This is a genomic window from Cognatishimia sp. MH4019 (assembly GCF_020177595.1).
Classification (GTDB): domain Bacteria; phylum Pseudomonadota; class Alphaproteobacteria; order Rhodobacterales; family Rhodobacteraceae; genus JAHTBL01.
The window spans coordinates 418,239-444,459 of sequence record NZ_JAHTBL010000001.1 but is presented as its reverse complement, the minus strand read 5'-3'; the positions used below and the strand labels follow the sequence as shown (position 1 = coordinate 444,459).

General features: G+C 60.0%; 30 protein-coding genes. 16 read left to right on the top strand and 14 right to left on the bottom strand.

Translation table 11 applies throughout. The features are described 5' to 3' along the window. Positions 1–28: 28 nt before the first annotated feature. Together KUW67_RS02170 and KUW67_RS02165 are read right to left on the bottom strand one after the other, a co-directional pair. On the bottom strand, positions 29–808 hold the full coding sequence (locus tag KUW67_RS02170) for a polysaccharide lyase (RefSeq protein ID WP_224823620.1): 780 nt from the start codon (positions 806–808) through the stop codon (positions 29–31). Continuing rightward, entirely contained in the window at positions 805–1,965 is a 1,161-nt protein-coding gene (locus KUW67_RS02165) for a deoxyguanosinetriphosphate triphosphohydrolase (RefSeq protein WP_224823619.1), read from the bottom strand. Before KUW67_RS02165 ends, KUW67_RS02170 begins: the two co-directional genes overlap by 4 nt. Before the next feature lie 72 nt (positions 1,966–2,037). Here KUW67_RS02165 and KUW67_RS02160 point away from each other — a divergent pair, with 72 nt between their 5' ends. Further along, positions 2,038–2,364 carry an iron-sulfur cluster assembly accessory protein gene (locus KUW67_RS02160; protein ID WP_224823618.1) on the top strand — a complete coding sequence of 109 codons (327 nt, stop codon included), beginning with the start codon at positions 2,038–2,040 and terminating at the stop codon, positions 2,362–2,364. An 8-nt stretch (positions 2,365–2,372) separates the two neighbouring features. On the opposite strand, the gene KUW67_RS02155 is transcribed toward KUW67_RS02160, so the two are convergent. Next, positions 2,373–2,714, bottom strand: a complete 342-nt coding sequence (locus KUW67_RS02155; protein WP_224823617.1) for a hypothetical protein — start codon at positions 2,712–2,714, stop codon at positions 2,373–2,375. Between the two features lie 154 nt (positions 2,715–2,868). Here KUW67_RS02155 and xth point away from each other — a divergent pair, with 154 nt between their 5' ends. Further along, positions 2,869–3,648 carry an exodeoxyribonuclease III gene (gene xth, locus KUW67_RS02150; RefSeq protein WP_224823616.1) on the top strand — a complete coding sequence of 260 codons (780 nt, stop codon included), beginning with the start codon at positions 2,869–2,871 and terminating at the stop codon, positions 3,646–3,648. Further along, positions 3,648–4,484 (top strand): glycosyltransferase family 2 protein, encoded by an 837-nt coding sequence (locus KUW67_RS02145; RefSeq protein WP_224823615.1) that lies wholly within the window; start codon positions 3,648–3,650, stop codon positions 4,482–4,484. Before xth ends, KUW67_RS02145 begins: the two co-directional genes overlap by 1 nt. Here the strand turns inward: KUW67_RS02145 and KUW67_RS02140 are convergent. After that, positions 4,471–5,634: an FAD-dependent monooxygenase gene (locus tag KUW67_RS02140; protein WP_224823614.1), complete on the bottom strand. Its 1,164-nt coding sequence runs from the start codon at positions 5,632–5,634 to the stop codon at positions 4,471–4,473. The genes KUW67_RS02145 and KUW67_RS02140 overlap by 14 nt on opposite strands. A gap of 72 nt (positions 5,635–5,706) precedes the next feature. Further along, positions 5,707–6,129 carry an RNA polymerase-binding protein DksA gene (dksA, locus tag KUW67_RS02135; protein ID WP_224823613.1) on the bottom strand — a complete coding sequence of 141 codons (423 nt, stop codon included), beginning with the start codon at positions 6,127–6,129 and terminating at the stop codon, positions 5,707–5,709. Between the two features lie 176 nt (positions 6,130–6,305). Here dksA and KUW67_RS02130 point away from each other — a divergent pair, with 176 nt between their 5' ends. Next, entirely contained in the window at positions 6,306–7,145 is an 840-nt protein-coding gene (locus tag KUW67_RS02130; RefSeq protein WP_224823811.1) for a MoxR family ATPase, read from the top strand. A 140-nt stretch (positions 7,146–7,285) separates the two neighbouring features. Here KUW67_RS02130 and KUW67_RS02125 read toward each other — a convergent pair whose 3' ends face one another. Beyond that, entirely contained in the window at positions 7,286–9,250 is a 1,965-nt protein-coding gene (locus tag KUW67_RS02125; protein ID WP_224823612.1) for an alpha/beta hydrolase, read from the bottom strand. A 542-nt stretch (positions 9,251–9,792) separates the two neighbouring features. Between KUW67_RS02125 and KUW67_RS02120 the strand changes: the two genes are divergently transcribed. From KUW67_RS02120 to KUW67_RS02100, 5 genes are read left to right on the top strand one after another with little or no spacing between them, the layout of a single operon-like run. Further along, on the top strand, positions 9,793–11,163 hold the full coding sequence (locus KUW67_RS02120; RefSeq protein ID WP_224823611.1) for a DUF2927 domain-containing protein: 1,371 nt from the start codon (positions 9,793–9,795) through the stop codon (positions 11,161–11,163). Positions 11,164–11,166: 3 nt separating this feature from the next. Next, the gene (locus tag KUW67_RS02115) at positions 11,167–11,349 is read left to right on the top strand and encodes a hypothetical protein (protein WP_224823610.1); all 183 of its coding nucleotides are present in this window, start codon (positions 11,167–11,169) and stop codon (positions 11,347–11,349) included. Between the two features lie 5 nt (positions 11,350–11,354). After that, positions 11,355–12,539 carry a VWA domain-containing protein gene (locus KUW67_RS02110; protein ID WP_224823609.1) on the top strand — a complete coding sequence of 395 codons (1,185 nt, stop codon included), beginning with the start codon at positions 11,355–11,357 and terminating at the stop codon, positions 12,537–12,539. Further along, positions 12,536–13,219, top strand: a complete 684-nt coding sequence (locus tag KUW67_RS18450) for a phosphotransferase (RefSeq protein WP_224823608.1) — start codon at positions 12,536–12,538, stop codon at positions 13,217–13,219. Before KUW67_RS02110 ends, KUW67_RS18450 begins: the two co-directional genes overlap by 4 nt. 46 nt (positions 13,220–13,265) lie before the next feature. Next, positions 13,266–13,955, top strand: a complete 690-nt coding sequence (locus KUW67_RS02100) for a M48 family metallopeptidase (RefSeq protein ID WP_224823607.1) — start codon at positions 13,266–13,268, stop codon at positions 13,953–13,955. A 21-nt stretch (positions 13,956–13,976) separates the two neighbouring features. On the opposite strand, the gene KUW67_RS02095 is transcribed toward KUW67_RS02100, so the two are convergent. The 4 genes from KUW67_RS02095 to KUW67_RS02080 all read right to left on the bottom strand — a co-directional run bounded on the left by KUW67_RS02095 (position 13,977) and on the right by KUW67_RS02080 (position 16,739). After that, entirely contained in the window at positions 13,977–14,531 is a 555-nt protein-coding gene (locus KUW67_RS02095) for an RSP_2648 family PIN domain-containing protein (protein WP_224823606.1), read from the bottom strand. Further along, positions 14,528–15,727 carry an RSP_2647 family RNA methyltransferase gene (locus KUW67_RS02090; RefSeq protein WP_224823605.1) on the bottom strand — a complete coding sequence of 400 codons (1,200 nt, stop codon included), beginning with the start codon at positions 15,725–15,727 and terminating at the stop codon, positions 14,528–14,530. Before KUW67_RS02090 ends, KUW67_RS02095 begins: the two co-directional genes overlap by 4 nt. Positions 15,728–15,766: 39 nt before the next feature. After that, positions 15,767–16,378 (bottom strand): DUF6778 family protein, encoded by a 612-nt coding sequence (locus KUW67_RS02085; protein ID WP_224823604.1) that lies wholly within the window; start codon positions 16,376–16,378, stop codon positions 15,767–15,769. 199 nt (positions 16,379–16,577) lie between these two features. Continuing rightward, the gene (locus KUW67_RS02080; protein ID WP_224823603.1) at positions 16,578–16,739 is read right to left on the bottom strand and encodes an RSP_7527 family protein; all 162 of its coding nucleotides are present in this window, start codon (positions 16,737–16,739) and stop codon (positions 16,578–16,580) included. A gap of 209 nt (positions 16,740–16,948) precedes the next feature. Between KUW67_RS02080 and edd the strand changes: the two genes are divergently transcribed. Both edd and KUW67_RS02070 read left to right on the top strand, forming a co-directional pair. Further along, positions 16,949–18,754: a phosphogluconate dehydratase gene (edd, locus tag KUW67_RS02075; RefSeq protein ID WP_224823602.1), complete on the top strand. Its 1,806-nt coding sequence runs from the start codon at positions 16,949–16,951 to the stop codon at positions 18,752–18,754. Positions 18,755–18,788: 34 nt separating this feature from the next. Beyond that, the gene (locus tag KUW67_RS02070; RefSeq protein ID WP_304522387.1) at positions 18,789–19,433 is read left to right on the top strand and encodes a bifunctional 4-hydroxy-2-oxoglutarate aldolase/2-dehydro-3-deoxy-phosphogluconate aldolase; all 645 of its coding nucleotides are present in this window, start codon (positions 18,789–18,791) and stop codon (positions 19,431–19,433) included. Positions 19,434–19,525: 92 nt separating this feature from the next. Here KUW67_RS02070 and KUW67_RS02065 read toward each other — a convergent pair whose 3' ends face one another. Further along, complete coding sequence (locus KUW67_RS02065; protein ID WP_224823601.1) at positions 19,526–19,795, bottom strand: hypothetical protein; 270 nt, start codon at positions 19,793–19,795, stop codon at positions 19,526–19,528. Further along, the gene (locus tag KUW67_RS02060) at positions 19,795–22,551 is read right to left on the bottom strand and encodes a glutamine-synthetase adenylyltransferase (RefSeq protein ID WP_224823600.1); all 2,757 of its coding nucleotides are present in this window, start codon (positions 22,549–22,551) and stop codon (positions 19,795–19,797) included. Before KUW67_RS02060 ends, KUW67_RS02065 begins: the two co-directional genes overlap by 1 nt. 48 nt (positions 22,552–22,599) lie before the next feature. Here KUW67_RS02060 and KUW67_RS02055 point away from each other — a divergent pair, with 48 nt between their 5' ends. From KUW67_RS02055 to KUW67_RS02040, 4 genes are all read left to right on the top strand, one after another. After that, entirely contained in the window at positions 22,600–23,067 is a 468-nt protein-coding gene (locus KUW67_RS02055) for a YbaK/EbsC family protein (RefSeq protein ID WP_224823599.1), read from the top strand. Between the two features lie 107 nt (positions 23,068–23,174). Continuing rightward, entirely contained in the window at positions 23,175–23,585 is a 411-nt protein-coding gene (locus tag KUW67_RS02050) for a DUF2852 domain-containing protein (protein WP_224823598.1), read from the top strand. Positions 23,586–23,667: 82 nt separating this feature from the next. After that, the gene (locus KUW67_RS02045; RefSeq protein ID WP_224823597.1) at positions 23,668–24,099 is read left to right on the top strand and encodes an RDD family protein; all 432 of its coding nucleotides are present in this window, start codon (positions 23,668–23,670) and stop codon (positions 24,097–24,099) included. A gap of 85 nt (positions 24,100–24,184) precedes the next feature. Next, positions 24,185–25,018, top strand: coding sequence for an arginyltransferase (locus KUW67_RS02040; RefSeq protein WP_224823596.1), 834 nt, complete (start codon positions 24,185–24,187; stop codon positions 25,016–25,018). A gap of 156 nt (positions 25,019–25,174) precedes the next feature. Here KUW67_RS02040 and KUW67_RS02035 read toward each other — a convergent pair whose 3' ends face one another. Together KUW67_RS02035 and KUW67_RS02030 are read right to left on the bottom strand one after the other, a co-directional pair. Continuing rightward, on the bottom strand, positions 25,175–25,330 hold the full coding sequence (locus tag KUW67_RS02035; RefSeq protein ID WP_224823595.1) for a hypothetical protein: 156 nt from the start codon (positions 25,328–25,330) through the stop codon (positions 25,175–25,177). Between the two features lie 174 nt (positions 25,331–25,504). After that, a complete protein-coding gene (locus tag KUW67_RS02030) occupies positions 25,505–25,657 on the bottom strand; it encodes a hypothetical protein (RefSeq protein ID WP_224823594.1) in 153 nt (50 codons plus the stop codon). Positions 25,658–25,734: 77 nt separating this feature from the next. Between KUW67_RS02030 and soxR the strand changes: the two genes are divergently transcribed. Continuing rightward, positions 25,735–26,166 (top strand): redox-sensitive transcriptional activator SoxR, encoded by a 432-nt coding sequence (gene soxR, locus KUW67_RS02025; protein WP_224823593.1) that lies wholly within the window; start codon positions 25,735–25,737, stop codon positions 26,164–26,166. Positions 26,167–26,221 lie beyond the last annotated feature (55 nt).

Here is a 26,221-nt window from a genome sequence, read left to right as displayed (position 1 = left end):
GGTTTAGCACAGGGCCGCCCCGCGTCAATCAATCGGTGATCGTCACCGATGCTTGACTTGGCCCACGCGCGACGCTGTCGAAAAAGACCGTCTGGGTCGGCACCGCCCCTTTTTGCGCGCGGTATTTGTTGAGGCCACTGCGATAGACCCCGAATTTGAACGCAGGCGCCACGTTCCGGTTCAGGTTCCGGCCCCGATGCTCGTGCACAAGACGGTCATTCAGCCAGACCCGCAGCAAGCCACTTTCCTGGACCGACCAAACCGCCTGCACTTTGATGTCATGCCAGCGCCCACGCAGCTGCCCGTTCGAGACCAAACGCTTGTTCACCATCGGCTTGGGCGGGTCCATATCGTCGACCTGCTGGGTGCGCGGGTCATCCTGGACTATGTAAAGCCCGTCGCCCCACATCTCGAAGCCCAGCGTGATCTCACCTGATCCCTTGGTATCCTGAAACTGTGCAAGGATGGTGCCTGACGGCTCGATATGGGGCGTGCTGTTGGGGATCATCAACGAGAACGCATACCATGTCTCGGTATCGGTCTTGATGGCTTTAGTGTCTTGCACCTCGCTGCGCTCTCGACCGCCTTTGCAATCATCATAGGTTCGGTTGCCTTTGCACTGGCCGTCCCTGACCTGAAAGACCAACCCGCTTTTGCCATGGCGCACCGGAAACTTATCCGCCGAGATTGTCTTCATCTTGTTCTTGGAATTTGCGTCTTTCAGCTGCAGCCCTTGGGTGTCGGCGGCATAGGCCGTCCCGCCCAATCCGATCACAGCAGCAAGCGCCGCCATCAAAACTCGTTTCATAAATGCCCTTCCCCGGTTTTACCCCCGCAGAGCCGCTTATGCTCTTGCAAAGCAAAGCGATCTGTCATGCCCGCAATATAATCCGCAACGATCCGCGCCAGTCCAGTCTCGTCTTGTACCGCTGCGATATCCTCGCGCCATTCGCGGGGCAAATGCGCAGGGTCTGCCATGAAAAGCGGGAACAGATCCTCGACCACCGCCGTCACCTCGCTGCGCATCTCCACCACTTTAGGTGCGCGATACATCCGTGTGAAAAGGAACGCGCGGATCTGTTGCAGATCGCGCCAAAGCGCGTCCGAAAAGCGGATCACGGGGCGGCCCAGATGGCGGATGTCACTGACATCTTGCGCACCGGACCCCGCCAGATTTTTCCGCGATGTTTCAATAACATCGCCCACCATCACACCAAAGACACGGCGCAGCGCTTCGTGCCGCCGCCTGTAAGCACCAAGCTCAGGGTATTGCCTGTCGACCGCCGCATAAGCGGACCCGATGATCGGTAACTCCGCGATGTCCTGATCGGTGAAAAGCCGAGCACGCAACCCGTCATGCAGATCGTGATTGTTGTAGGCCACGTCATCGGAAAGGGCAGCCACCTGCGCCTCGGCACTCGCGTGGGTGTGCAATTCTAGATCGTGTCGGGCCGAGTAATCGGCCAAGGCAAACGGCAAATCACCGGTGACCGGACCGTTATGCTTGGCAATCCCCTCCAACGTGTCCCAGGTGAGATTCAGCCCATCAAACTCTGCATAATGCCGCTCAAGCGAGGTGACAATTTTCACCGCTTGGGCATTGTGATCGAACCCGCCATAAGGCACCATGAGGGCATTCAGCGCGTCCTCGCCGGTATGCCCGAACGGCGGGTGGCCCAGATCATGGGCCAGTGCGACGGCCTCTGTCAGCTCTGAATTCAGCTGCAGCGCACCCGCAATCGTCCGCGCAACTTGCGCGACCTCAATCGAATGGGTCAGACGCGTGCGAAAGTAATCGCCCTCATGCTCCACAAAGACCTGCGTCTTGTGCTTGAGCCGCCGGAAGGCGCTGGAATGGATAATCCGGTCGCGATCGCGTTGATAACACGAGCGAAAATTGCTTTCCTCCTCTGCTTTGAGCCGTCCCCTGGCCTGGCGCGGATTGGAGGCATAAGGCGCATTCATCGGCGCATCCTTGTGGCATCTGTCCCAAGGCCATATATTCATGTTCAACACGAAACTCCAAGGCGACAGATCATGCTGACCCTGCCCCCCAAAGTGACCTCCCGCGCGTTCGAGCGCTTGGCCGAGATCGGCGCGTCCGACCAGGGAAAAGTCCTGCGCGTGGCCGTTGAAGGCGGCGGATGTTCCGGATTTCAATATGAGATCGAGCTCGACGAGGCCAAAGACGATGACCTCGTGCTGGAACAAGACGGCGAAAAGGTTGTAATCGACGCCGTCTCCCTGCCCTTTCTGGCGGATGCCGAGATTGATTTCTCGGAAGAGCTGATCGGCGCGCGGTTCGTGATCAACAACCCGAATGCCACCAGTTCATGTGGCTGCGGCACCAGCTTTTCGATGTAGGCACCCTTTTAGGCGGCTTTTTCTTCCTTGATCGGTTCTTTTGCGGGCTCGTCTTCGATCACCGTATCGGGTTCTGCAGCGCCCGCATCCGTGGATTTAACCTCGTCCGAGGTCACTTCGACCGGCTTTTCTTCCGGCGCAGGCGCGGGAAGCGACAGCGCTTCGTCCGGCAAATGCTCTGGCAAAACCAGACCGACATGGCCGGTCTCAGGGTTCACAGTGATCGTCGGCTTGGCGTCCAGAACATCAAGAGCGTTGTTCAACTCATTGATAAGACGTTCGAATGTCTCGCGTTGCGTTTCAACGACGACGGCCTCTTCGGCCTTTTTGCCAAACAGAAACTTAAACATGATGATCCCCCGCAATATGTGATGCCCCCTATAAACTAGGGATTTCGAAGCGCGCTTGCAGGGGAAAATCTAAAAACCTGACGCTTTGACGCGCGATTGCTTGCGCCTTGCCCGCGCATCGGTCAAAAAAACGGCAACCAGCGAAAGAGGTGCCATGAAAATCGCGACATTCAACATCAACGGCATCAAGGCGCGCATCAATGCGCTGCCCGAATGGCTGGACGAAGCGCAGCCCGATGTGGCGCTTTTGCAAGAGATCAAATCGGTCGACGAGGCCTTCCCGCGCGAGATTTTCGAAGAGCGCGGCCTTAACGTCGAAACCCATGGGCAGAAATCCTTTAATGGCGTTGCGATCCTGTCAAAATTGCCCTTGGAGGATGTGACGCGCGGCTTGCCCGGTGACGATGAAGACGAGCAGGCGCGCTGGATCGAGGCCACGGTTGTGGGCGATCAGGCAGTGCGGGTTTGCGGGCTGTATTTGCCCAATGGCAACCCGGCACCGGGGCCAAAATACGACTATAAACTGGCTTGGATGGAGCGTCTTTATGAACGCGCCCAAGCACTTTTAGAACTTGAAGAACCGTTTCTAATGGCCGGAGATTACAACATAATTCCCCAAACTGAGGATGCAAAGCGCCCCGATGCCTGGCGCGAGGATGCGCTTTTTCGTCCGCAATCACGCGCAGCGTTTCGCAAGATTCTGAACCTCGGCTTTACCGAGGCGTTCCGCGCCCGCGTCCACGGCCCCGATCACTACAGTTTCTGGGATTATCAGGCCGGAGCCTGGGATAAAAACGACGGCATTCGCATCGACCATTTCCTGCTGTCGCCCTCATGCGCCGACTTGCTGCGCGATTGTCAGATTGATGCCCATGTGCGTGGGCGTGAAAAGCCGTCGGATCATGTGCCTGTCTGGGTCGATCTGGCCGCCTGATGGCGCACGGATTCAAGAACTTCATTCGCGGCAAACTGCCGTGGCAATTGCGCCTGAAGGCGTCGATCTGGCGGCGGATGACGCCGATACAGCCGCCATCAGACACACCAATCGTGGTCTTCGCGATCCCGTTGGTCTCAAAACGCCGCGCACCGGACTGGGACATTGTGTGCCGCAACTTGAACGCCACGCTAGCAGCGCTTAAATCACAATCAAGTTCGTCTTGGAAGGCATTGATATGTGGTCAAAATATGCCCGCAGATCTTGTGACGGACGATCAGATTCAATTCCTTAAATCAACCGTATCTGACAAGTTCTATGACAAGGGCGACAAGCGGCGTCAGATCATTGCGCATATGGCGCGGACGCTGAAAACCGACGGGTATTACTTCCAGCTCGATGCTGATGATCTGCTCCATCCAGAGCTTGTTGCGCATATCTGTCGCGATCATAACGGCGCCGGCTATTATGTGCAGCGCGGATATCTGCGCGATGTGGGACGAGATCTATTGGCGCCTTTGGGGCCGGAAACGGCGGAGTTCTGGACCGTCTGCGGCTCTTCTACCGCTGCGTATTTCGATTTTCGTAAATCCAGACATTTCAGAGCGTTACTCAACGAACTTAAATCACATAAACGGATCATTTCACGAATGGCCACCTATGGATTTGAGATGGAGCCGATCCACTTTCCTGCGGGTCTTTATCTTGTAAACCACGGTCAAAACATGATCGAGCGGCGCGGCAATTTGGGCGGCAAGCTAAGCTATGCCGAAGAGCATGCGCTCGAAGACCCGGCCGAGATTGCGCGGATCAAAAAGACTTTCAGGCTTTCGTAACGTCTTCCTGATAAATCCAGTCAAAGCGTTTCAGGGCCGCCTGCGGCGCAAGCCGACCACTGGTGCGCAAGATCGTATGTGCGATGGCGCGCAGCGGTGGAAAGCTCAGGTGGTAGTTGCGGGCGTTGGCGTTGGCCGCGGCGATGACCTTGGCGGCGCGCAGGTGGCGGCGCGCCTGATATACCATGAGACCAGCATCAGTGTCGGCGCTGCCCGCAAGCGCATCGGCCAAGACCCACGCATCCTCAAGCGCCATATTGGCGCCTTGGGCCATGAAGGGCAGCGTCGGATGGGCGGCGTCGCCCAGCAGCGCGGCATTATCATTGTGCCAGGTCGACGCGACGGGATGCCGAAAGAGGCCCCAGATCTTGACGCTCTCGACGCGGGCGAGCAGGGCTTGAACCTCGGGCGCAAATTCGCTGAAAGCGGCGCGCAGATTTGCGGGATCATCCGGGTTGGCCCAACCTTCGGCGGCCCATTCATCGCGCTCTTGCACCGCGACGATGTTCATCAGTTTGCGGTCGCGCAAGGGATACGTGACCAGATGGCAGCCCGGCCCCATATAAAGTGACGCGATAGGCGGGTGCTCCACCTGTGTCGGCACCAGCGCACGCCAGGCGACCTGACCAGTGAAAAACGGCTTGGCCGCGCCATTCAGCGCAGGGCGCAGGACAGAGTTGATGCCATCGGCGCCGATAAGCAGATCAGGGGTTTCAGTCTGTCGGTCTTCAAAGCGCAGAACCGTCGGGTCCAGGGTGATTTCGGTGACCTTGGCGCCCAGCACGATCTCGACCCCGGCATCGCGCGCGCCTTTGGCAAGCAGATCAATCAAATCGGCGCGATGCATCAGGTAATAGCCGCGCGCATCGCCTTGCGGCAGGGCCATGCGTAACACCGGGGCACCTCGATAATTACGCAATTGGATGGCTTCAGCGCGACGGGCGCAGGCCGTGACGGCCTCTTCCAGCCCGAGCCCGCGCAGCACGGCGATCCCGTTGGGACTGATTTGCAGCCCTGCCCCAACCTCGGCAATCTTTGCGGCCTGCTCCAGCACCCGCACTTCTGCCCCCCGCAGCGCCAAAGCGCGCGCAGCAGCCAGACCGCCGATGCCGCCACCAAGAACGGTGACCTTTTGCCCGATCAGGCTCATCCGCAAAGCAAAACGCCGGAGCCACGGCCCCGGCGTTCAAATGTCAAAATACCAGACATCTGTGCGATCACGTCAATCGTCACGGTGCACTTTTTCACGACGCTCATGGCGCTCTTGCGCCTCAAGGCTGAGCGTGGCGATGGGGCGCGCATCAAGACGTTTTAGCGAAATCGGCTCGCCTGTCGCCTCGCAATATCCGTACTCGCCTTCGTCGATGCGGCGCAGGGCCTGCTCGATCTTGGCGACCAGCTTGCGCTGACGGTCACGGGTGCGAAGCTCAAGCGCGCGGTCCGTCTCTTCAGACGCGCGATCCGCGATGTCGGGGATGTTACGGCTGCCGTCCTGCAGACCCTCAATGGTGTCTTTGCTATCGGCCAGCAACTCGTTTTTCCAATCCATGAGCTTGCGCCGGAAATACTCCACCTGGCGCTCGTTCATAAATGGCTCGTCTTCCGCCGGACGATAGTCGTCGGGCAAAAAAACCTCGGCTTTCATGTCTGCTCCCTTCTGCAGACCGGCAGCTGATGTCATGGCTAAATGTCCTCTACCGGTTCCCTCTGGCGCAGCGTCTACCGCAGGTCACATGGGTTGTCACGCCCCTAAACGTCACAGTTGATGCGGCTCCGGCGCCAAGCTATGTCAGCCTCACGACCAGTGAGAAAGGCGCGCCGATGCGATTCACTTCAACCGAGAGTTATGTGGCCACCGACGATCTGACCATCGCCGTGAACGCCGCCGTCACGCTGGAACGGCCCTTATTGGTCAAAGGAGAGCCCGGCACCGGAAAAACCGAGCTGGCGCGGCAGGTTGCGGCCTCTCTCGGTTTGCCGATGATCGAGTGGCACATCAAATCGACGACCAAGGCGCAGCAGGGCCTTTACGAATATGACGCGGTCAGCCGGTTGCGCGACAGCCAGTTGGGCGATCCGAAGGTCAACGACGTGGCCAACTACATCCGCAAGGGCAAACTGTGGCAGGCGTTCGAGGCCGAGGGCAAATCGGTCTTGCTGATCGACGAGATCGATAAGGCCGATATCGAGTTTCCCAACGACCTGCTGCAGGAACTCGACCGGATGGAATTCCACGTCTACGAGACCGGTGAGACCGTCAAAGCGCGCCAGCGCCCGGTCGTCATCATCACATCGAACAATGAAAAAGAGCTGCCTGACGCCTTTCTGCGGCGCTGCTTTTTCCACTATATCCAATTCCCGGATATGGAGGTGATGAAGAAGATTGTCGATGTGCATCACCCCGGCATCAAGGATGCCCTTCTGACCACCGCGCTCACCCAGTTTTACGAACTGCGCGACACGGCGGGGCTGAAGAAAAAACCATCGACATCCGAGGTGCTCGACTGGCTCAAGTTGCTTTTGGCCGAAGATCTGAGCGCAGAAGACCTGCGCCGGGATGGTGCGAATGCGCTTCCAAAGCTGCATGGCGCGCTGCTGAAAAACGAACAGGACGTGCATCTGTTTGAACGCCTGGCATTCATGGCGCGCGGGCAGCGGTAAACTTGGCCACATTCAGCGCGCGGATGTCAGGGTCTCGGACGCAGCGGCGTTTGTTGGCTGCGTGTTGATGACAGCGTGAAGCGCCGCGCGGCTAAATTTCTTGGGCGATACCCGTCCGCGCAATCGCTGCCAGAGCTGTGTCACTCTGGGACATAGAAATGAGGGAGCGAGCCCTGCTCGCAAGTGTCTGGCAAGCTGCGCATCGGATCGGTCAAAAAGGCCTGGGTCAAATCACCGACACAGTCCTGATACGCAATTGCGCCATGTCCGGCTTCGGGGATCAGGAAGACCTGCGCATTCGACAGTGTCTCCGCCGCGAGTGCGGGCCAGCTTGGGGCCGTTTGCACATCCCATGCGCTGCCAAGCGACAGAACCGGGATATCAGACACGACCGGATCGTGAAAATCGGGGATTTCCAGGGGTGTGAACGCCTCGCAGGCGGCAAAGAAAGTCTCTGCCGCTTCATCGTACAACAAACCGAATTGTGGCCACGACAGCGCGGCTGACGTTTCCCTGTAGCCTTCGATGCTGTTATGCGGGATGCTTTCCTGACACGCATAGATCCAAAGATGCAAATCGCCGGTCACCGCCGACAGGGTGTCGCGCACGCCGCGCTGCACATCTGCAAAAATCGCCGCGATCTCGGCGTCTGACATGGCATCGACAAGGCCAAGAAGGCGCGGCTGGCTGTCAGCGGGGAAGGTGTCGGTGACGTAGCCGCGCAACGCATCCGCGCTCGGCGGGCCTTCGCGAAGTTGCGCATATCCCAACAGGGCGGCGCGACGTTTGTCGTCATCCTCCAGAACATCGCCAGCCAATTGGATCATCTCATCATCGAAAATCCGCGCGAGCGGCACGTTAATTTCCACACGCCGCTGCCTGAGCGCATCAACCGCCCCCTCAAGCGCCATATTGGCTTGGGCCGCGATCTCTGCGCTGGCTTCGGCGTCATCGACAGCGGCCACCTCGGCATCCAGCAAGCCGTCCCGCACCCCTTCAAGGGGTGACGGGCGGCGCGGATAGCCTTCCGTCTCTTCGATCATATCCAAAACGGGCGTCGGGCCGCCCTCATCGAGGCGTGCAAGCTCGTAGATGTAGGCAGGATAAGTGGATGTCGCATCGCTTGGATCGGGATAGGTCCCGTTGCGCAGATACATGGGCATAATCACCGAATCCATTGGAACCGGCGTGCCGTCCGCCAACAACAGCTCACCGTCGATCGCGCGGTTCAATGTGTCCGTCAGAACCTCCCGAAAATCCGGGAAGGCGGCGTTGCAGGCCTCATCCGCGGCACATTGATCAATCAGAATATCCATCGCTTCAGAAGCCGGCAGCGCCAGCGTGTCATAAAGCGCAACCTGAAGCGGCGCGACGCCGTCAATCACCGCCGAGCGCACATTCTCGGGATGCGAGCGCAGGATTTCGAGGGTCAGACGTGTGCCGTAGGATATCCCGTGGACATTGTAGCTGTCATAGCCAAGCGCCTCCATGAGGGCGACAGCATCATTGGCGTTTTCAACGGTATTGTAGGCAGCAAGATCGGTGCCCGTGGCCTCGATCTCGGCCACACATTCGGTCAGCAAATCGGCAGCAGTGAGTGAGCCGTCCTCGGAAGTGACGTCAACGAAAGAGAACGTGCCGTCGATGGCGTTGCCAATAGACTGATCCAGCGCCGCGCGGCAGGTCGTGGATTGGGAAGACAGCACTGCGGCGCGCTGGTCGAACATGACGATGTCGCGGGTGCGCCGGAGGGGCTCGAAAATCCCGGCATACATTTCGATACTCGTCACAGCGCCGCCCCCCGGCCCACCATGAAGATGGAGCACCGGATCCGGCTCAGGCACTGCCGAATGCGCACGCATGACCGTAAAGTAAAGATCGATCCGCTTCCCGTCGGGCATCTCATGGCGCTCAGGCACGTTGACGGTGCCACAAATGACGGTGTCGCCCTCAATCTCGTTACGAGCCAACGGCAGTGGGCAGGGCACAACAGTGATCGGATAGGCAGAAGCCGCCCCACCTTCGAAATAGGGCGCGAACTGATCTGGGATCTCAGGCTCTCCTGAAAGGCTTGCGATCAGGGCTAAAATCTCAGTCAAATCCATGATGTCTCCGGAAAATGTTGGTTTCTGTGGCGATTGTCCCCGAAGCGAGACGCCTAATGATACAAGAGATGGCCCGGTTCACGCGCTTGGCAACAGCACTTTGAAGGCGGACATCCGTCAGTCATGCGACGGGCGCCAGACAGCCATTTATCACTAACACATTATGGCCAATTGTCCCCGTTCCGGATCAGGTCCGGGACGGGGACAATATGTGGGTCTCAAACGCGCTGCTTCCCCAAGATATTCAAGCCCCTTCCCCCACCTGAGTCCTTTCTGCAACTTTGTGGCAAAGCATCTAAAATTTGCCATGCTCTTAATTCAATTTCGTCTACAAATGATCTTGCTTGCATTGGAATGTTGCCGCCAACGCACCAATCTTTGGGACGATTTTTTTTGGGCAACCACCTGACTCTAAAGCCGTTTTTTGACCTTTTCTGCGTGTGGGGCGCGATGGGGTCTTTTGGCTTCCGACAACATGTATGCCTGACAAGATCATCCTCTGATTGGCCCTTCCCCCACATCCTGTCGACAGCAAGGTAGCCATGTTCCGTAGACTTTTTCCGCTTTCCATCATGTTCTTGACCGCCTGCATGCCAAGCGGCTCGATGGAGTATACTTCGCGCGCATCGGCCCTGCCCGACAGCCTGCCGCCGATGAAAACCTTTGCCAGCGCGCCAGTCACGGCCCCGCAACGCTCCAATCAGGATATCGGTCGCGACTTTCTTGACCTGACCTTCCGGATGGAAAGCGGGCGGCTTTTGCCGTACATGACCCGCTTTGAAGGTCCGATCACCGTGCGTGTCGCAGGCGAGGCTCCGTCCAGCCTGCAACATGACCTGACGAAACTGCTCGCGCGGCTCCGCAATGAGGCGCAGATCGACATTCGCCAGACCACGCGGGCGGATGCCAACATCACCGTCAACGTTATCACCCGCAAGACGCTGCAAGGTTCGGTGCCTGCCGCGGCCTGTTTCGTGGTGCCCCATGTGCAAAGCTGGACCGAGTTTCGCAAGCTGCGCCGCACGGCGTCGGTTGATTGGGCACGTTTGAAAAAGCGCGACAAGGTCGGGATTTTCATGCCCGGCGATGTCAGCCCGCAGGAAATCCGCGATTGCCTGCACGAGGAGCTGGCCCAAGCCCTCGGCCCGCTGAATGACCTCTACCGCCTGCCCGATAGCATATTTAACGATGACAATATCCACACGGTTCTAACCGGGTTCGATATGATGATCCTGCGCGCCTATTACGCGCCGGAATTGCGCAACGGCATGACCCGCGAAGGCGTGGCGCGCGTGCTGCCGCAAGTGCTGGCCCGGATCAATCCGGGCGGTGTGGGCCGCGCGTCAGACCCGCGTCCGATTACGGCCCGCAGCTGGATTGAAGCAATCGAAGGCGCGCTTGGACCGCGCGCGTCGATGGGGCAGCGTCGCGCCCATGCTTCAAAAGCGCTTGCGATTGCACAAAACTCGGGCTGGACCGGCCCGCGGCGCGGCTACAGCCATTTCCTTGTCGCCCGTCTCGCCACGGCAGCAGACAGTGACTATGCCCTGTCCAATTATCTGGCCGCCGACAGCTATTACCGCGCCGATCCCAAGACGCGCCTGCATGCCGCTCATGTGGCCGTTAACCTGATTGCCTATAAGATCAGCGCTGGCGAAGGGCTGGAGGCGATCACCATGATCAACTCCCACCTGCCCGTCGTGCGCCGCTCGGAAAACGCGAACCTTCTGGCCACGCTCCTGATGCTCAAAGCCGAAGCGCTTGAGATCGAAGGGCGCCGCGCCGAAGCGCAGGCGGTGCGTCTGGACAGTCTTGGCTGGGCGCGTTACGGCTTCGGCTCCGAGCGGGATGTGCGCACCCGCCTGAGCGAGATAACTGCCCTGACACCGATGTTGGGGCACAGCGGAGGATAACCCATGACGCCCCAAGTGCTGACCATCCTTATTGCGGGTTTACTGGTCGGTGCAAGCGTCGGTGCCTTCAGAGCGCGCGCCCGCAAAGGCTCGCGCTTTGATATCGCACATTTCGCGCTGGTTTACGGCGTGATCGGGTTCGTCGTCACGGTGCTGGCGCTCGTGATCTATATCCGGCTGGGGTAACGGCGATGTTTCTGCCCTTCTTCGAGACACTTCGAAAGGGCGGCGTTCCCGTCTCCTTGCGCGAATATCTCAGCTTTCTGGAAGGCATGAAAGCGGGCCTTGCGACCTACGACATCGAGGCGTTCTACTACCTCGCCCGCACCTCCATGGTTAAAGACGAGCGCAATATCGACAAGTTCGACCGGGCTTTTGCCACCGCCTTTGAAGGGCTCGACCAAATCAGTTTCGAGCAGGTGATCGAGGCCGTTGATATCCCCGCTGACTGGCTGGAAAAGATGGCCGAAAAGCACCTCTCCGAGGAAGAAAAAGCCGAGATCCAAGCATTAGGTGGCTTCGACAAGCTGATGGAGACACTCAAGGAGCGGCTCAAAGAACAGGAAGGCCGCCATCAGGGCGGCAATAAGTGGATCGGCACCGCCGGCACCTCGCCCTTCGGTGCCTATGGCTACAACCCCGAAGGCATGCGGATCGGCCAGAAGGAAAGCCGCCACCAGCGTGCGGTCAAGGTCTGGGACAAGCGCGAATTCAAGGACTTGGACGACACAGTTGAACTTGGCACACGCAACATCAAGGTCGCGCTTAAACGCCTGCGTCGCTGGGCCCGCGACGGGGCGGCGGATGAGCTTGACCTCGACGGCACTATCCGCGCCACGGCCGAACACGGCTATCTCGACGTCAAAACCCGCCCCGAACGCCGCAACGCCGTCAAAGTGCTGCTTTTCTTCGATGTCGGCGGCTCAATGGACCCGCATATCCGGGTGCTGGAAGAGCTGTTCTCCGCCGCCCGCGCAGAGTTCAAACATCTCGAACATTTCTACTTCCACAACTGCCTTTATGAAGGTGTATGGCGCGACAATCGCCGCCGCTGGGATGCCCAAACCCCCACATGGGACGTCTTGCGCACCTACGGCTCGGACTACAAATGCATCTTCGTCGGCGACGCGTCGATGTCCCCCTACGAGGTCGCCTATCCCGGCGGTGCAAACGAACACTGGAACGCCGAGGCCGGATCCACATGGCTGCAGCGCGCCTGCGATCAGTGGCCCGATCACCTCTGGATCAACCCGGTGCCTGAGAAATACTGGAGCTACACCCAGTCTATCGCCATGATTCAAGAGATTTTCCCCGACCGCATGGTGCCGATGACGCTGGACGGCATCGCGCGCGGGATGAAAGCGCTGACAAGGTGAACGGCCCGCCGCTCCATCTTTGGGGCGTGGAGGGCGCGCTGGAGCCGCTTGAAGGCGGTCACAGGAATCAAGTGTTGCGGTTGCGCCGGACCCAAGGCGATCTTGTCTTCAAATCAACACGGCGCTCTGCAAAAGCGCTGGCATGGCTGAAGGGCGTCTTTGCGCAGCTTCCACCGGCCCTTTGCGCGCCACTCCTCAAGCCAAGCCTGTCGGGTCGCTTGATTGAACAGGGTTGGACATGCGAGCCCTTCGTCGAGGGCATACCGGTGTCGGCCTATGACGCAGGCGCCATCCAGCTCCCCGTTTTAGACGCGCCACAGCGCCCCGGTTTCTGCTCGGCCTTCGCGCTCTGCCAGAACGACACCAGCGGCGATATCGACCTTAGCCTGATGCCTGCCGAGCTGGTTCATGCCTGTCGAAACGCTTGGGCGATACTGGCCGACATGCCCGTTGCCGTTGTTCATGGCGATCTGACCGCCAGCAATCTCATCAGGTGCACAGATGGCCGCATCTGCCTGCTGGATTGGGACGAGGCCCGCGTCGATGCGCTTGTCTTCGATCTGCCCCCAACGCGGTTGACACCTGAACAACGCCGCGCGCGCCTGGGCTTTGAGGTGGCCACCTGCTGGCAGATCGAACCTGCGCGCGCCACAGAGCTTGCGAAATCCCTGTTGCAATAACGCAGAGGTCATTGTCAGCCCCCTGCCCGCGCCCCATATCTAGGTCATGTTGAAAATCGCACCCATCATTCTGGCCGTTCTCTACGGACTGATCCTCTATCGCTTTTCCGCTTGGCGCACCGCCAAGGAGCTTGACGCGAAGTCGACCGAACTGGCCGACCCGCGTCTTAAAAAGCTGACCGACCGGATGGCCGCCGCCCTCGATCTGGACCGCATCAAGGTCCACATCTATGAGATCGACCCCGTCAACGGCCTCGCCGCGCCCGATGGGCGCATTTTCATCACCCGTGGGTTCTTTCGCAAGTACCAGCAAGGCGTGGTGTCGGGCGAAGAAATGGCGTCTGTCATCGCGCATGAGCTGGGCCATGTCGCCTTAGGCCATTCGCGCCGCCGGATGATCGACTTCTCAGGTCAAAACGCCCTGCGCACAGTGCTCGCCATGGTGCTGAGCCGCTTTCTGCCCGGTATCGGCGTGTGGATTGCAAACGGTATGACAACCCTTCTGACCGCGCGGCTCTCACGCTCTGACGAGTATGAAGCCGACGCGTATGCCAGCGCTTTGCTTGTCAAAACCGGCATCGGCACAGCTGCCCAGAAATCGCTCTTTGAAAAGCTTGAAGAGCTGACCCAATCGCGCGCCGGCGCGGTCCCTGCCTGGCTGATGAGCCACCCCAAAACCCACGAACGCATCCGCGCGATTGAAGCGCTTGAGGCGAAATGGCAGGCGCAGACCTAGGCTTCTTTTGTCTCAAAATACCTAAATCCCGCCCCGCGCCTCCAGCGCTTTGCCAAGCCGGGATAGCCTGGCCTTTTTCATAAGGCGGCGGATTGTCCAAGCCTCTCCTGACAGCCGTTCTGCCTCGCGGCGGACAGCCTCTGCGATGCCTGTCATAATCTCCGGGTTGGCCTCCAGAAAACCCAACAGAAAGCCGTCCGGATCGGCGCGGCTCAGCCCTTCTTCGGCAAGTAACCCACGCGGAAAGTCCTTGGCGTTACTGGTCACGATCAGATCGGCAGAGCCTGCGATGGCGGCGGCCAAAACATGTATATCATTGGGATCCGGCAGCCAGAGACGTTGCTCAAGCCCTTGGTGCGGTGCAATCTCGGCGCGGGGAAATCCTACTTGCAGAAGCGCGATCTCGCCGCGCGCCACCGACTCGCCCTCCGGGCCAAGTTTGCTGGCCGCGCGCGCCCATTCCTCAAGAATGCGCGCGGACCAGAGCGGCTGGTAAAGCCCAGCACGCGCCGCCCCGATCAGCATCTCGCGCATCACCGTGGGGTAGATCACGCAGGCGTCCAGCAGAACCTTCATGTCAACCGGTAGGCCAGCGCTTTCAGATAGCCGCTTTCCGCAAGGCTCGGCAGTTGCGGATGATCAGCCCCGGCAAACCCCGTGTAAATCAGCTGCCCGACCCGCCCGGCCTTGCCAATGCCACGGGTACACGCAGCCCGGAACGCGTCCAGATCAGCGGCATGGCTGCATGAGCAGAGCACCAGATAGCCGCCCGGCTTCACCAAAAGCGACGCCAGGCGCGCCACGCGGTCATAGGCGCGCAGACCACGATCCAGCGCCGATTTCGAAGGGGCGAAAGCAGGCGGATCGCAAACCACCACGTCAAACTGCGCCCCCTCGGACTGCAGCGCAGCCAGTGTGTCGAACGCATCGCCTTTGCGGGTCGTATAGCGGTCAGCTACACCCATCGCCTGCGCGCCTTGATCGGCCAGTTCAAGCGCTGCGGCGGAGCCGTCAACGGCGGTCGCACTGCGCGCACCAGCGGCCAGCGCCGCCAACGAAAACCCACCCACATGAGAGAAAACGTCCAGCACATCCGCCCCGTCGCTCAGCCGTTGGACAAACGCGTGGTTGGGGCGTTGATCGAAGAAAAGCCCGGTCTTCTGGCCGCCCGTGACATCCGCCATATAGGTCGCGCCATTCATCGGAACCTGCAGCGGGGCGGTAGGCGCCTGCCCGATCAAAACCGTATCCACATCGTCCAGCCCTTCAAGGCTGCGCGTGCGTCCGCTGGCATTCTTCAACACAGTCGTGCAGCCGCTAACCTTCGCCAATGCGGCGGCCAGACTGTCCGCCATCGCATCCGCCCAAGCCGCGTTGGGTTGCAGAACCAGCGTGTCGCCGAAGCGGTCCACGATAACGCCGGGAAAGCCGTCGGCCTCCGCATGGATCAAACGGTAGAATGGCGTATCATATAGCCGCTCCCGATGGGCCAGCGCCGCGGCCACGCGCGCCTCAATCCAATCTGCGTCAATCACCACATCCGCATCCCGCGCCATCACGCGGGCGAAAATCTTGGAAGCCGGGTTGACCGTCACCGTCGCCAGATAGGTGCGATTGGCATCCTCAAGATGCGCAAAACTGCCCGGCTCAAGCGCCTTGGTGCGGCGGTCGGTGACGATATCATCGGCGTAAACCCAAGGCGCGCCAAACCGTACGGGGCGCGGGTTGGCTTTGGGTTTCAGGCGGATCACGGGAAAAGAGGGCGCTGTCATGGCGCCCTCTTACTGTGAGTTCTGCGTGGGGGAAAGCGCTTAGCGCGCCAATTGCGAGAGCAACAAATCCGGAGTGACCGGGATCGGCTTGGACAGCTCCTGCGCAATGACCTGGCTCAGATGGCCGATGATGCGCACCTTCTGGGTCTGGCCTTCGCGCTCGGCCTCGATTGCCCTTGCACCGCCATAGCCGCGCAGATCGGTGTTTATCCGGTAGGGCTTCACGATAAAGGCTTTGGTCTGTGCATCGCGCACAGCCATGCGGAACACAACGTTATGCACCCCGCCCACGGAATACCGCGCCTTTTCGGACAGTGAATGGAACCGGTCGACCTGAATATCGACTATCACGGGCTGGCGACCTTTCATGCCTGCGGTCGCAAGACCGGCGGCTTGCGAGACGATCGCACTGACCTGTGCATGGCGATCGCCACCGCGATCTTCGCGCCAGACAATATCACCGACAGGGTAATAAAGATTGGCCTCGGACACTTTCAGCGTTTTCGGCACGACGACCGACACGCTTTGCACATCAAAAGAAGGTTTGACCACTTGCTGAACGGCAGCGGTCTCAATCGGGCTGGTGCCCAGTGGCGCGTTACGCGACGCCGTGTCTACGGTCGCACAAGCCGAAAGGGTTACACCAACCATGAGAAGCACTAGGGAGCGCACAAATTTCATATCTCACCTCTGGGCTCAGCCCAATTTGGGACGACCGTTCTGGTCGGCAGGTCACGCCTGCGATAGGAAAATTGCCTCTCAAATTTGTCTAAAATGAGAAAACCGCGCGACGAGCGCGCGGTCTTCTTAAGACGTTCACAGCAGCTTTTTGCCGCGATCTATGTCTGATTCAGGCGCTTTGCGTGCCTTTGGCAACGCCCGATTTTGGCTTGAACCATGCGATCAGGGCAAGCACGGCGTTGCGGGTTGCATCCGCGCGCAACTGGCGGGCCCGAAGTTCGATTGCCTGCATGTCGAGAGCGCCATCGGTTGTGTAGATATCTTGTTTCATAGCGGTCATACCTTCGCTGTATTGAGTATGTTATGTCCTCCCGCATAACCAAGGTAAGCATTGCTGACCGATCGAAAACCAACAATTCGGAAAAGCCGCTATGCAGCATATGCAGTGCTGAGTGGGATTAGTACTGGAACTGTTAGCGCTAACAAGCTATTGTTCAGAAAAGCCCTCGCCGCATCGCGCCTTGCAAGGATTCGTGACACATGCCTCTTAACGCGACCGTTCACACCGTGACCCAAACAATCATCGAACGCAGCCGCTCTGCGCGCGAGGTCTATCTCGACCGGATGCGCCGCGCTGCCGAGGATGGCCCCCGCCGTGCGCATCTGTCTTGCGGCAATCAGGCCCATGCCTATGCGGCCATGGGCGGTGACAAGGACAGCCTTGTGGGTGACCGCGCGCCCAATATCGGGATCGTGACGGCGTATAACGACATGCTCTCCGCCCATCAGCCGTTTGAGAAATACCCCGACATCATCCGCGACGCCGCCCGCGCCGCTGGTGGCACCGCCCAAGTGGCCGGTGGTGTGCCTGCGATGTGCGACGGCGTCACCCAAGGTCAGGTCGGGATGGAGCTGTCGCTTTTCTCGCGCGATGTGATCGCTTTGGCTGCGGGTGTCTCACTTAGCCACAACACCTATGATGCCGCCGTTTATCTGGGTGTCTGCGACAAGATCGTGCCCGGCCTGGTCATCGCCGCGGCCACCTTCGGCTATATCCCCGGCATCTTCATGCCCGCAGGTCCCATGGTCAGCGGATTGCCCAATGATGAGAAAGCGCGCGTGCGCCAGCAGTTTGCTGCAGGCGAGATTGGCCGCGACAAGCTGATGGAGGCCGAGATGGCCTCATATCACGGCCCCGGCACCTGCACGTTTTACGGCACGGCCAATTCCAATCAGATGCTGATGGAGTTCATGGGGCTCCACCTGCCCGGTGCCAGCTTCGTCAATCCCGGCACGCCCCTGCGCGAGGCATTGACCCGTGCGGGCACGGAAAAGGCGCTCTCCATGACTGCGCTTGGCAATGATTACCGCCCCGTCAGCGATATTCTGGACGAGAAGGCGTTTGTGAACGGCATTGTCGGACTGATGGCCACGGGTGGCTCCACCAATCTTCTGATCCACCTGCCCGCCATGGCGAAAGCTGCGGGCGTGTTGTTGGAGATGTCGGATTTTGAGGCGCTGTCAGAGGCCACGCCGCTGATGGCCAAGGTCTATCCAAGCGGATTGGCAGACGTGAACCATTTCCACGCAGCCGGGGGCTTGGGCTTCATGATCGGTGATCTTCTGGATGCCGGATTGCTCCATGACGACACCAAAAGCGTCGCCGGGGACACGATGGCAGAGTATCGCTCTGAACCGAAGCTGTCCGATGCAGGCGTCGTGTGGGAGCCCGGCGCAGGTGAGACACTCAACGCCAAGATCCTGCGCCCGACCAATGACCCGTTCCAGCCCACCGGCGGGATGAAACAACTGACCGGCAATCTGGGCCTCGGCGTGATGAAGGTTTCTGCCGTCGCCCCTGAACGGCACGTGATCGAAGCCCCGGCTCGTGTGTTCGAAAGCCAGGAAGCCGTGAAAGCCGCCTTCAAGGCCGGCGAGTTTACCGAAGACACCATCGTCGTCGTGCGTTTCCAAGGCCCAAAGGCCAATGGGATGCCAGAATTGCATAGCCTGACGCCGCTGCTGGCGGTCTTGCAGGATCGCGGCTTGAAGGTGGCTTTGGTCACGGACGGGCGCATGTCGGGCGCCTCTGGCAAGGTGCCATCGGCGATCCATGTCTCTCCTGAAGCGCTGGATGGGGGGCTTTTGGCCCATGTTCAGGATGGTGATTTGATCCGCGTCGATGCGGTCAAAGGCGAACTGTCGGTGCTGACTGAAGGCGTGGCCGATCGCCCCGCTGCGACGCCAGACCTCAGCAACAATGGCCACGGTGTCGGCCGCGAGCTGTTCGAGATTTTCCGCCAGACCGCAGGCCCCGCCAGCCACGGCGCAGGCGTTGTGATTTAAACGCGCGGATGCGCGAGCCAAAAAGGATGTTCCCATGACCCCGATGGATGCCAGCCGCCGCAGCGCTGAAATCTGCGCCCTCGCCCCGGTGATCCCGGTGCTGGTGCTGGAAGACGCAGCCACCGCCCAAGAGCTCGCCAAAGCGCTTGTGGCTGGCGGCTTGCCCGCGCTGGAAGTGACCTTGCGCACGCCTGCCGCCCTCGACGCGATCCGCGCGATGGCCGAGGTTGAAGGCGGCGTTGTGGGGGCTGGCACCTTGCTGACCCCCGATGACGTAAAAGCCGCCAAAGAGGCCGGCGCGCAATTTGGCGTCTCCCCCGGCGCGACCGATCATCTGCTCGCCGCCTGCGAGGATCACGACCTCCCTCTTTTGCCCGGTGCCGCCACTGCGTCGGAGGCCATGGCCCTGCTGGAGCGCGGCTATGCGGTGCAAAAGTTCTTCCCGGCAGAAGCCAATGGTGGCGTTCCCGCTCTCAAAGCAATCGGCGCGCCGATCCCGCAGGTCTCGTTCTGCCCGACGGGCGGAGTGTCCCTGAAAAACGCACCGGATTACCTTGCTTTGTCCAACACGCTCTGTGTTGGCGGCAGCTGGGTCGCCCCGAAAGACGCGATTGCGGCGCAAGACTGGGCGCGCGTCGAACAGCTCGCCAAAGAGGCCGCCGCTCTGCCGCGCTCATAAACAGCCGTCGCACAAGCACCCGTTATCCCCGGCTTGACCAGGGATCTCTCACCCAAAAGGACCCACAGGTCAGGCCCGAGGGCGCCACCGCCCTAGTCCGGCACCCGCGCCGCACGCCCGCCGCGCCGCTTGGGCGCGCGCGCCTCAAGCAGACCCTCACGCAAGGTCACCGTCATCGGATGCTCCGGATACGCCGCTTCATAAGCGCCAAGAGCGACGTCAATCGCGGCCTTGGGGTCCACCCCGGCAGGTAAGCTCAACGCCCAATCCAGGAAGATCGACCGGCATTCCGGCGCGCTGATCCCATCGATTGCATAGCTGTCCGCCAGCAGGTTCTTGCGGTCAATCATGCTCAAATCCATCACTTTGCCTCCAATGTGGCGTCTATCCGCGCCGCTGCCTGCGCCGCCTTGACCGTCAATTCCGTTTCCAACGCGTCCATATCCGCAGCGCCTGCCTCCCGCAGCACAAAACGGCGGGCACCCTCGCCCGACATCTGCGGATCGAACGCACCTTCGACCACCAGTTTGGAGGCCGCCTGCACCGACCAGCAAAGCCCATAGCTGTCGCATAAATCCGCAACATCCGCGTCCGTCCACCAACCGATTGCGACACCGCAGGCCAATTGCGCCGCCGTTTCGCGCGCGGTGGAGCCAGCGACCAAAGCCGCAGCCTGTGCGGTCAACTCGATATCCTGCATGCGGCCTGCCCCCAGCTTGGCCTCGAACGGCCCGCTGGGGGTTTTGGCGTCAGCGATGCGGGCGCGCATGTCCTGCACATCCGCCTTGACCGTCGCGCGTCCGCCCACATCACCCAGAAGCTGCGCGCGGAACGCCTCGATCTCGGTCTGCAGATCAGCACGGCCTGCAATGGCACGGGCGCGGGTCAGCGCCAAATGCTCCCACGTCCAGGCTTCGTCACGTTGATACGCTTTGAAAGCGGCGAACCCGGTCGCCACGGGCCCTTGTCGCCCCGAAGGCCGCAACCGCATATCAACCTCATAAAGCCGCCCATCGGCCATGGGTGCTGTCATCGCCGTGACCAAAGCCTGCGTCAAACGCGCATAGTAGGGTCGCGCCGCCAAAGGCCTGCGCCCGTCCGAGGCCTCGACCCCCGCGGCATCATAAATCACGATCAGATCCAGATCAGACTGCGCCTGCAATTGCCGCGCGCCCAGCGATCCCATGCCCAGCACAACAGCCCCCCGCCCCGGCGCAGCCCCATGCTTGGCCTCAAACTGCGCCACGACAGCAGGCCAGACCGCCTTGAGACACGCATCCGCCAGATCAGCATATTGCCCGCCCGTCTCCTGGGCTGAAATCAATCCGCGCAAGTGATGCACCCCGATGCGAAAGCGCCATTCGCGCTGCCAAAGCCGGGCGGTGTTCAGTTGCGCTTCATAATCTGGTTGTGCAGCGATCTGGTCGCTCAGATCAGTGGCCAACGCGTCGCAGCCCGGCCAATCGGCAAAGAACGCGCCCCCGATCACCGCATCGAAAACGGCAGAGTTGCGCGACAGGTATTTCGCCAGCGCAGGCGAGGTGGCGGCCACGTCAATCAACAGGTCAATCAGTTGCGGGTTCGCCTCAAACAGCGAGAAAAGCTGCACACCAGCCGGAAGCCCCGCAAGAAACCCATCGAAGGAATTCAGCGCCTCTTCGGGGCGCGCGGCGTCTTGCAGGCGGCGCAGAATATCCGGGCGCAGGCGCTCGAAAATCTCGACCCCGCGTTCCGAGCGCAGCGCAGGATATGTCGGCCACCGCGCCGTGATCGCTTTGCCGAAATCCGGGTCAACCTCGGTCGCGGCTTCCTTGGGCGCGAAAAAGCCCTCTGTAAGGGTGTGGACCGTGGAAAAACGCTCTTCGAGGAGCGCTTTGAGCTCTGCCACGTCCTGACCAAGAAACGCAGCCAGCCGGGCAAAACCATCCTCCGTATTGGGCAAGTCATGGGTCTGGCCATCAGCGATCATCTGCAAGCGATGCTCGACCTTGCGATGCTCGCGGTAAATCGCGATCAGCGTGTCCGCATCCGCCTCGGGCACCCACCCTTTGGCCACCAAAGCGCGCAGACCCTCAACCGTGCCGCGCTGGCGCAAGTCGCGGTCGCGCCCGCCTGCGATCAATTGGCGGGTCTGGGTAAAAAACTCGATCTCGCGAATACCGCCCCGGCCCAGCTTCATATTATGACCGGGCAATGTGATCGGCCCGCCCAGGCCCTTATGCGCGCGAATGCGCAGGCGCATGTCGTGGGCGTCTTGAATAGCCGCAAAATCCAGATGTTTGCGCCAAACAAACGGGCGCAGCGCTTTCAGGAACCGCTCCCCTGCGGCCAGATCACCAGCGCAAGGCCGCGCCTTTATATAGGCCGCGCGTTCCCATGTGCGGCCCACGCTTTCATAATAGCGCTCGGCGGCCTCCATCGACAGGCACACAGGCGTGACCGACGCATCCGGGCGCAGCCGCAGATCGGTGCGAAAGACATAACCATCAGCCGTATTGTCCGACAGCATCGCGCACATCTTGCGGGTTACTTTTATAAAGACCGCACGGGCATCGTGATAGGTGTCTGGGTCAAAGCGGGACTCGTCAAAAAGGCAAATCAGGTCGATATCCGAGCTGTAGTTCAGCTCATGCGCGCCCATCTTGCCCATCGCCAGCACGCACATGCCTGCGGCTGTAGACACATCGTTCGGCTCCATACCCGGCAGTTTGCCGCGCGCGATCTCTGGTGCCAGCAGCCCCTTGATGGCGACATCCACCGACAGGTCCGCAAAATCGGTCAGCGTGCCGGTGATTTTCTCAAGCGGCCAGTGATTACCTGCATCCAGCAGCCCCAGCACGCCCGCCACGCGGGCCTTGGCGATGCGCAACGCTTTGGGGAGGCCCTCTAGCGGGGTCTCCCGGAGCTCGGCGAAAAGGGTGGCGATGGCGGTTTCGGGCTGCGTCAGTGCAGGGATCATCCAGTCCGACTGCCGTTCTAGGATCGACTTCAGATAGGGACTGCACCCGGCCACTCCTTCGATCACAGCGCGCCAATCTGTGGGCGCCCCTGTATAGAGCGGCGCGATCTCAGCAGCGCGGTCAGGGTCGAACGGAACCGGTAAATGGGCAGTTGTCATTCCTTCTTGTGAGCCGCAAAAAGAGCGAGGTCAATCAGAGGGATGCAGATGAGCAAGAGCTTAAAACGGGTGAAAACCGCGCTGGCCGAAGCGGGTGTTGAGACGGAAGTGCTTGAACTGGGGGATTGCCGGACCGCCCAGCAAGCCGCCGATGCGGCGGGCTGTTTGCTGGACCAGATCGCCAAGTCGATCATCTTTCGCGGATTGGAAAGCGACCGGGCGATCCTGTTTCTGACCGCTGGCGGCAATCAGGTCGATGACGCCAAAGCCTCCACCATCGCGGGGGAGCCTTTGGGCAAGGCCGATGCCGCTCTGATCCGCGCGCAGACAGGCTTTGCCATTGGCGGGGTCAGCCCGGTGGGGCATCTGTCACCAATCCGCGCTTTTCTGGACCCGCGATTGCTGGAATTTGAGGTCGTCTACGCCGCCGCCGGCACTCCGCGCCATGTATTTCCCATCAAAAGTGCGGTTTTGCAGCGAATTACTGGCGCGCAAGTTGCTGAATTTACGTCATAATTTAAAATAATGTAAAAAACCTTCACATAAAACCTTGCACAAGCAGGTCTGCGCTCCGATATCTGTAATGTGAAAACGATTTACATACCTCAACAACGGAGACCTAAATGACCCTCGCCACCGCACCGGCTTCCCCGACGACCACCCGCCTTTCTTGGTTCAAACGGACCGAGATGTGGCTGGACGAGCGCGGCAAAGCCGCCTGGATCGCCCTTATGGTCCTTAGCTTCATCTTCTTCTGGCCCATCGGCCTTCTGGTACTGGGATATATGATCATGAACAACAAATTTGCAGGCGGCGGATGCAGCCGCCGGATGCGCCACGCCTCGCACGCCATGTCTTCGACCGGCAACGCCGCGTTTGATGCCTACAAGGCCGATACGCTGCGCCGTCTGGAAGAAGAGCAGGAAAACTTCGAAGCCTTCCTCAAGCGTCTGCGTGACGCCAAAGACAAGGCCGAGTTCGACCAGTTCATGGATGAGCGCGCGCGCCCTTCAAAAAGCGATGATGACGCTTAACTGAGACTTGACAGCTCTTCACTGGCAGCCCCGTCCCCCGGGGCTGCCGTTTCGCCGCGAAACCAGACCTCTTGAGGACCTCATGACCGCCCTGCCCGACCCCCATTACCAAGCCGAGTTCTACGCCGACACGCCCGTCAAACGGCTCATCGCGTGGATCGTGGATGCTTTCGTTATCTTCGCGATGACCTTTGCGGTTTCGCTGCTGACCCTCGGCATCGGCTTCTTTCTGTTCTTTGGAATTTTCATGGTGCTGGGCTTTGCCTACCGGGTGATCACGCTGGCCAATGGATCGGCCACATGGGGTATGCGGCTGGTCGCGATCGAGCTGCGCACAGCCGATGGCGCGCGCTTTTCGCTGCTGCCCGCGTTCCTGCACACGCTGGGCTATAGCGTGTCGATCGGGATGCCACTGTTGCAGCTTGTCTCGATCGTGTTGATGCTGACGACAGAGCGCCGTCAGGGGCTGACGGACATGGTTTTGGGCACGGTCGCAATCAACCGCGCCGCTTAACCAAAACTGCGGTTCACCCGCGACAATTGGGGGGTTGGCGGTTATGCCCATCGCGAGTAGGCTTTGGCCAACTTGTTGAGGAAAAATGCGCCACACCCTCCCGATTGCACCACAGTTCTATGTGACGGCTCCGCAGCCCTGTCCCTATCTGGAAGGCCGGATGGAGCGTAAGCTGTTCACGGCGTTGCAAGGCGACACCTCCGAGAAACTCAATGACGCGCTGAGCAAGCAAGGCTTTCGCCGCTCGCAGAACGTGCTTTATCGGCCCTCTTGCGGGGATTGCTCGGCCTGTCTGTCTGCGCGCATTCGGGTGGCGGACTTTGCGCCGACGAAAAGCCAGCGCCGCATCCTGCGCCGCAACCGCCATGTGGCACGCCAAGCGACAAGCCCTTGGGCGACAGAGGATCAATTCGACCTGTTTCGCAGATATCTCGACAGCCGCCACGCAGATGGTGGCATGGCCGACATGGACATCTTCGAGTTCGCGGCGATGGTCGAGGAAACTCCGATCCGCAGTCGGGTTATCGAATATTCCCAGCCCGAATCCGATGGCGGGCCAACGATGTTGAGCGCGGTGTGCCTGACGGATGTGCTCGATGACGGGCTGTCGATGGTCTATTCCTTCTACGATCCTGATCTGGACCGCCAAAGCCTTGGCACCTATGTGATCCTCGATCATGTGGCCATCGCGCGGGATGCGGGGCTGCCTTATGTCTATCTGGGCTATTGGGTGCCCGGCTCTCCGAAAATGGGATACAAGGCGAAGTTTTCGGGGCTGGAAGTATATCGAAATGGGGCATGGGAAGACTTGCGCCCAGAGACCGATTACAGCACCGACACCCATCCCTTGTCGGTCGATCCGATTGCCGATCAGGTGGCCAAGATCACCCTGCCAGACGGGCGTCCGACCAATCGCTAGACGGCTCGGTTTCGCATGCGAAACCCGGATTTTGAGCCGCACGCATTGATCTTGTTCAATTTTCTCAAGCGAGACTTAACATAACACCGAAGCCGCAGTTAGCGCACTGATTATAAACGGAAAATTAATCATTTACGCTCTCGTGAAGCCCTACGATCAGTCCTGCCGCTCGCCGCGAAAGTAAGGCTTTACCTCGTCCTCCGCCCGGACTTGCCGCGCGTAGGCTGCGTCGCGCTGGCCGATCCGGACAACGAACAATGCCGTCCCCAGCATGATGTTCAGAATGATGAGAAATGAGACGAGAAATTCCATGATGCGTCCTCCGACGTTGCCCTTCTGATTAATAACGTAGAGCGAATTGACAGAATGTCGCACCTAAAATGACATCGGGTGGGCGTGTCGAGCCGGGGGCGCAAGCAGGGCAACGGGCAGAAAGGGCGCACCCGCCCCGAGCTTTTTGCGGGCGGTGTGCCGGTCTATGTCCTGTCAGAACCGCTTGCGTTTGAGCCGTTGGAGCAGGCTTGGCCGCGCGATGCGCGGTCCGTGAAAACTGCCGCATTCAAGGTCGTGACCCCAGCCGACGCCGTCTTGTTGCAGCAGGCGGATCACGTCGGGCGGGGCGCAATAGCGAGGGGACATGATGGTTCTCCTTTGGATTCTTTGCTATGGCTCCTTTGTCATTTCTCAAGTGCACTTGAGATCAAGGAGTTTTTTGCATGTCAGGTTTGACCATCGGAGAGATTGCTGCGCGGACCGGATTGGCGGTCTCGGCGATCCGCTTTTACGAAGAGCACGGCATCGTCCACCCGGTGCGCAATGACGGTGGTCACAGGCGCTACGGTCGGCATGATATTCGGCGGTTGTCGTTCGTGATGGCCGCGCAGAAGCTGGGTTTTCCACTGGCCGATATCGCGCAGCATCTTGCGCATTTGCCTGTGCATAAAGCCCCTTCAAAGGCGGATTGGACGCGGATTTCCAAGGTCTTTCGGCACGATATCGACGCGCGCATCGCAGCACTTGAACGGCTGCGCGATACGCTGGACGGGTGCATCGGCTGCGGGTGCCTGTCTTTGCAGGCATGCAAACTTTACAACCCTGACGATGTCAAAGCGGCAGAGGGACCGGGGCCGCGCAATCTGGTGGGGTGAATGTCTTGGGGCGAGGTCCCGGATCAGGCCCCGGACGGGGTGAAATAGCGTCGCG

Excerpts from the sequence above, each read along its gene's own strand:
- KUW67_RS02170 (WP_224823620.1), bottom strand. The coding sequence starts at position 808 with ATGAAACGAGTTTTGATGGCGGCGCTTGCTGCTGTGATCGGATTGGGC.
- KUW67_RS02165 (WP_224823619.1), bottom strand. The coding sequence starts at position 1,965 with ATGAATGCGCCTTATGCCTCCAATCCGCGCCAGGCCAGGGGACGGCTC.
- KUW67_RS02160 (WP_224823618.1), top strand. The coding sequence starts at position 2,038 with ATGCTGACCCTGCCCCCCAAAGTGACCTCCCGCGCGTTCGAGCGCTTG.
- KUW67_RS02155 (WP_224823617.1), bottom strand. The coding sequence starts at position 2,714 with ATGTTTAAGTTTCTGTTTGGCAAAAAGGCCGAAGAGGCCGTCGTCGTT.
- xth (WP_224823616.1), top strand. The coding sequence starts at position 2,869 with ATGAAAATCGCGACATTCAACATCAACGGCATCAAGGCGCGCATCAAT.
- KUW67_RS02145 (WP_224823615.1), top strand. The coding sequence starts at position 3,648 with ATGGCGCACGGATTCAAGAACTTCATTCGCGGCAAACTGCCGTGGCAA.
- KUW67_RS02140 (WP_224823614.1), bottom strand. The coding sequence starts at position 5,634 with ATGAGCCTGATCGGGCAAAAGGTCACCGTTCTTGGTGGCGGCATCGGC.
- dksA (WP_224823613.1), bottom strand. The coding sequence starts at position 6,129 with ATGAAAGCCGAGGTTTTTTTGCCCGACGACTATCGTCCGGCGGAAGAC.
- KUW67_RS02130 (WP_224823811.1), top strand. The coding sequence starts at position 6,306 with ATGCGATTCACTTCAACCGAGAGTTATGTGGCCACCGACGATCTGACC.
- KUW67_RS02125 (WP_224823612.1), bottom strand. The coding sequence starts at position 9,250 with ATGGATTTGACTGAGATTTTAGCCCTGATCGCAAGCCTTTCAGGAGAG.
- KUW67_RS02120 (WP_224823611.1), top strand. The coding sequence starts at position 9,793 with ATGTTCCGTAGACTTTTTCCGCTTTCCATCATGTTCTTGACCGCCTGC.
- KUW67_RS02115 (WP_224823610.1), top strand. The coding sequence starts at position 11,167 with ATGACGCCCCAAGTGCTGACCATCCTTATTGCGGGTTTACTGGTCGGT.
- KUW67_RS02110 (WP_224823609.1), top strand. The coding sequence starts at position 11,355 with ATGTTTCTGCCCTTCTTCGAGACACTTCGAAAGGGCGGCGTTCCCGTC.
- KUW67_RS02100 (WP_224823607.1), top strand. The coding sequence starts at position 13,266 with ATGTTGAAAATCGCACCCATCATTCTGGCCGTTCTCTACGGACTGATC.
- KUW67_RS02095 (WP_224823606.1), bottom strand. The coding sequence starts at position 14,531 with ATGAAGGTTCTGCTGGACGCCTGCGTGATCTACCCCACGGTGATGCGC.
- KUW67_RS02090 (WP_224823605.1), bottom strand. The coding sequence starts at position 15,727 with ATGACAGCGCCCTCTTTTCCCGTGATCCGCCTGAAACCCAAAGCCAAC.
- KUW67_RS02085 (WP_224823604.1), bottom strand. The coding sequence starts at position 16,378 with ATGGTTGGTGTAACCCTTTCGGCTTGTGCGACCGTAGACACGGCGTCG.
- KUW67_RS02080 (WP_224823603.1), bottom strand. The coding sequence starts at position 16,739 with ATGAAACAAGATATCTACACAACCGATGGCGCTCTCGACATGCAGGCA.
- edd (WP_224823602.1), top strand. The coding sequence starts at position 16,949 with ATGCCTCTTAACGCGACCGTTCACACCGTGACCCAAACAATCATCGAA.
- KUW67_RS02070 (WP_304522387.1), top strand. The coding sequence starts at position 18,789 with ATGACCCCGATGGATGCCAGCCGCCGCAGCGCTGAAATCTGCGCCCTC.
- KUW67_RS02065 (WP_224823601.1), bottom strand. The coding sequence starts at position 19,795 with ATGGATTTGAGCATGATTGACCGCAAGAACCTGCTGGCGGACAGCTAT.
- KUW67_RS02060 (WP_224823600.1), bottom strand. The coding sequence starts at position 22,551 with ATGACAACTGCCCATTTACCGGTTCCGTTCGACCCTGACCGCGCTGCT.
- KUW67_RS02055 (WP_224823599.1), top strand. The coding sequence starts at position 22,600 with ATGAGCAAGAGCTTAAAACGGGTGAAAACCGCGCTGGCCGAAGCGGGT.
- KUW67_RS02050 (WP_224823598.1), top strand. The coding sequence starts at position 23,175 with ATGACCCTCGCCACCGCACCGGCTTCCCCGACGACCACCCGCCTTTCT.
- KUW67_RS02045 (WP_224823597.1), top strand. The coding sequence starts at position 23,668 with ATGACCGCCCTGCCCGACCCCCATTACCAAGCCGAGTTCTACGCCGAC.
- KUW67_RS02040 (WP_224823596.1), top strand. The coding sequence starts at position 24,185 with ATGCGCCACACCCTCCCGATTGCACCACAGTTCTATGTGACGGCTCCG.
- KUW67_RS02035 (WP_224823595.1), bottom strand. The coding sequence starts at position 25,330 with ATGGAATTTCTCGTCTCATTTCTCATCATTCTGAACATCATGCTGGGG.
- KUW67_RS02030 (WP_224823594.1), bottom strand. The coding sequence starts at position 25,657 with ATGTCCCCTCGCTATTGCGCCCCGCCCGACGTGATCCGCCTGCTGCAA.
- soxR (WP_224823593.1), top strand. The coding sequence starts at position 25,735 with ATGTCAGGTTTGACCATCGGAGAGATTGCTGCGCGGACCGGATTGGCG.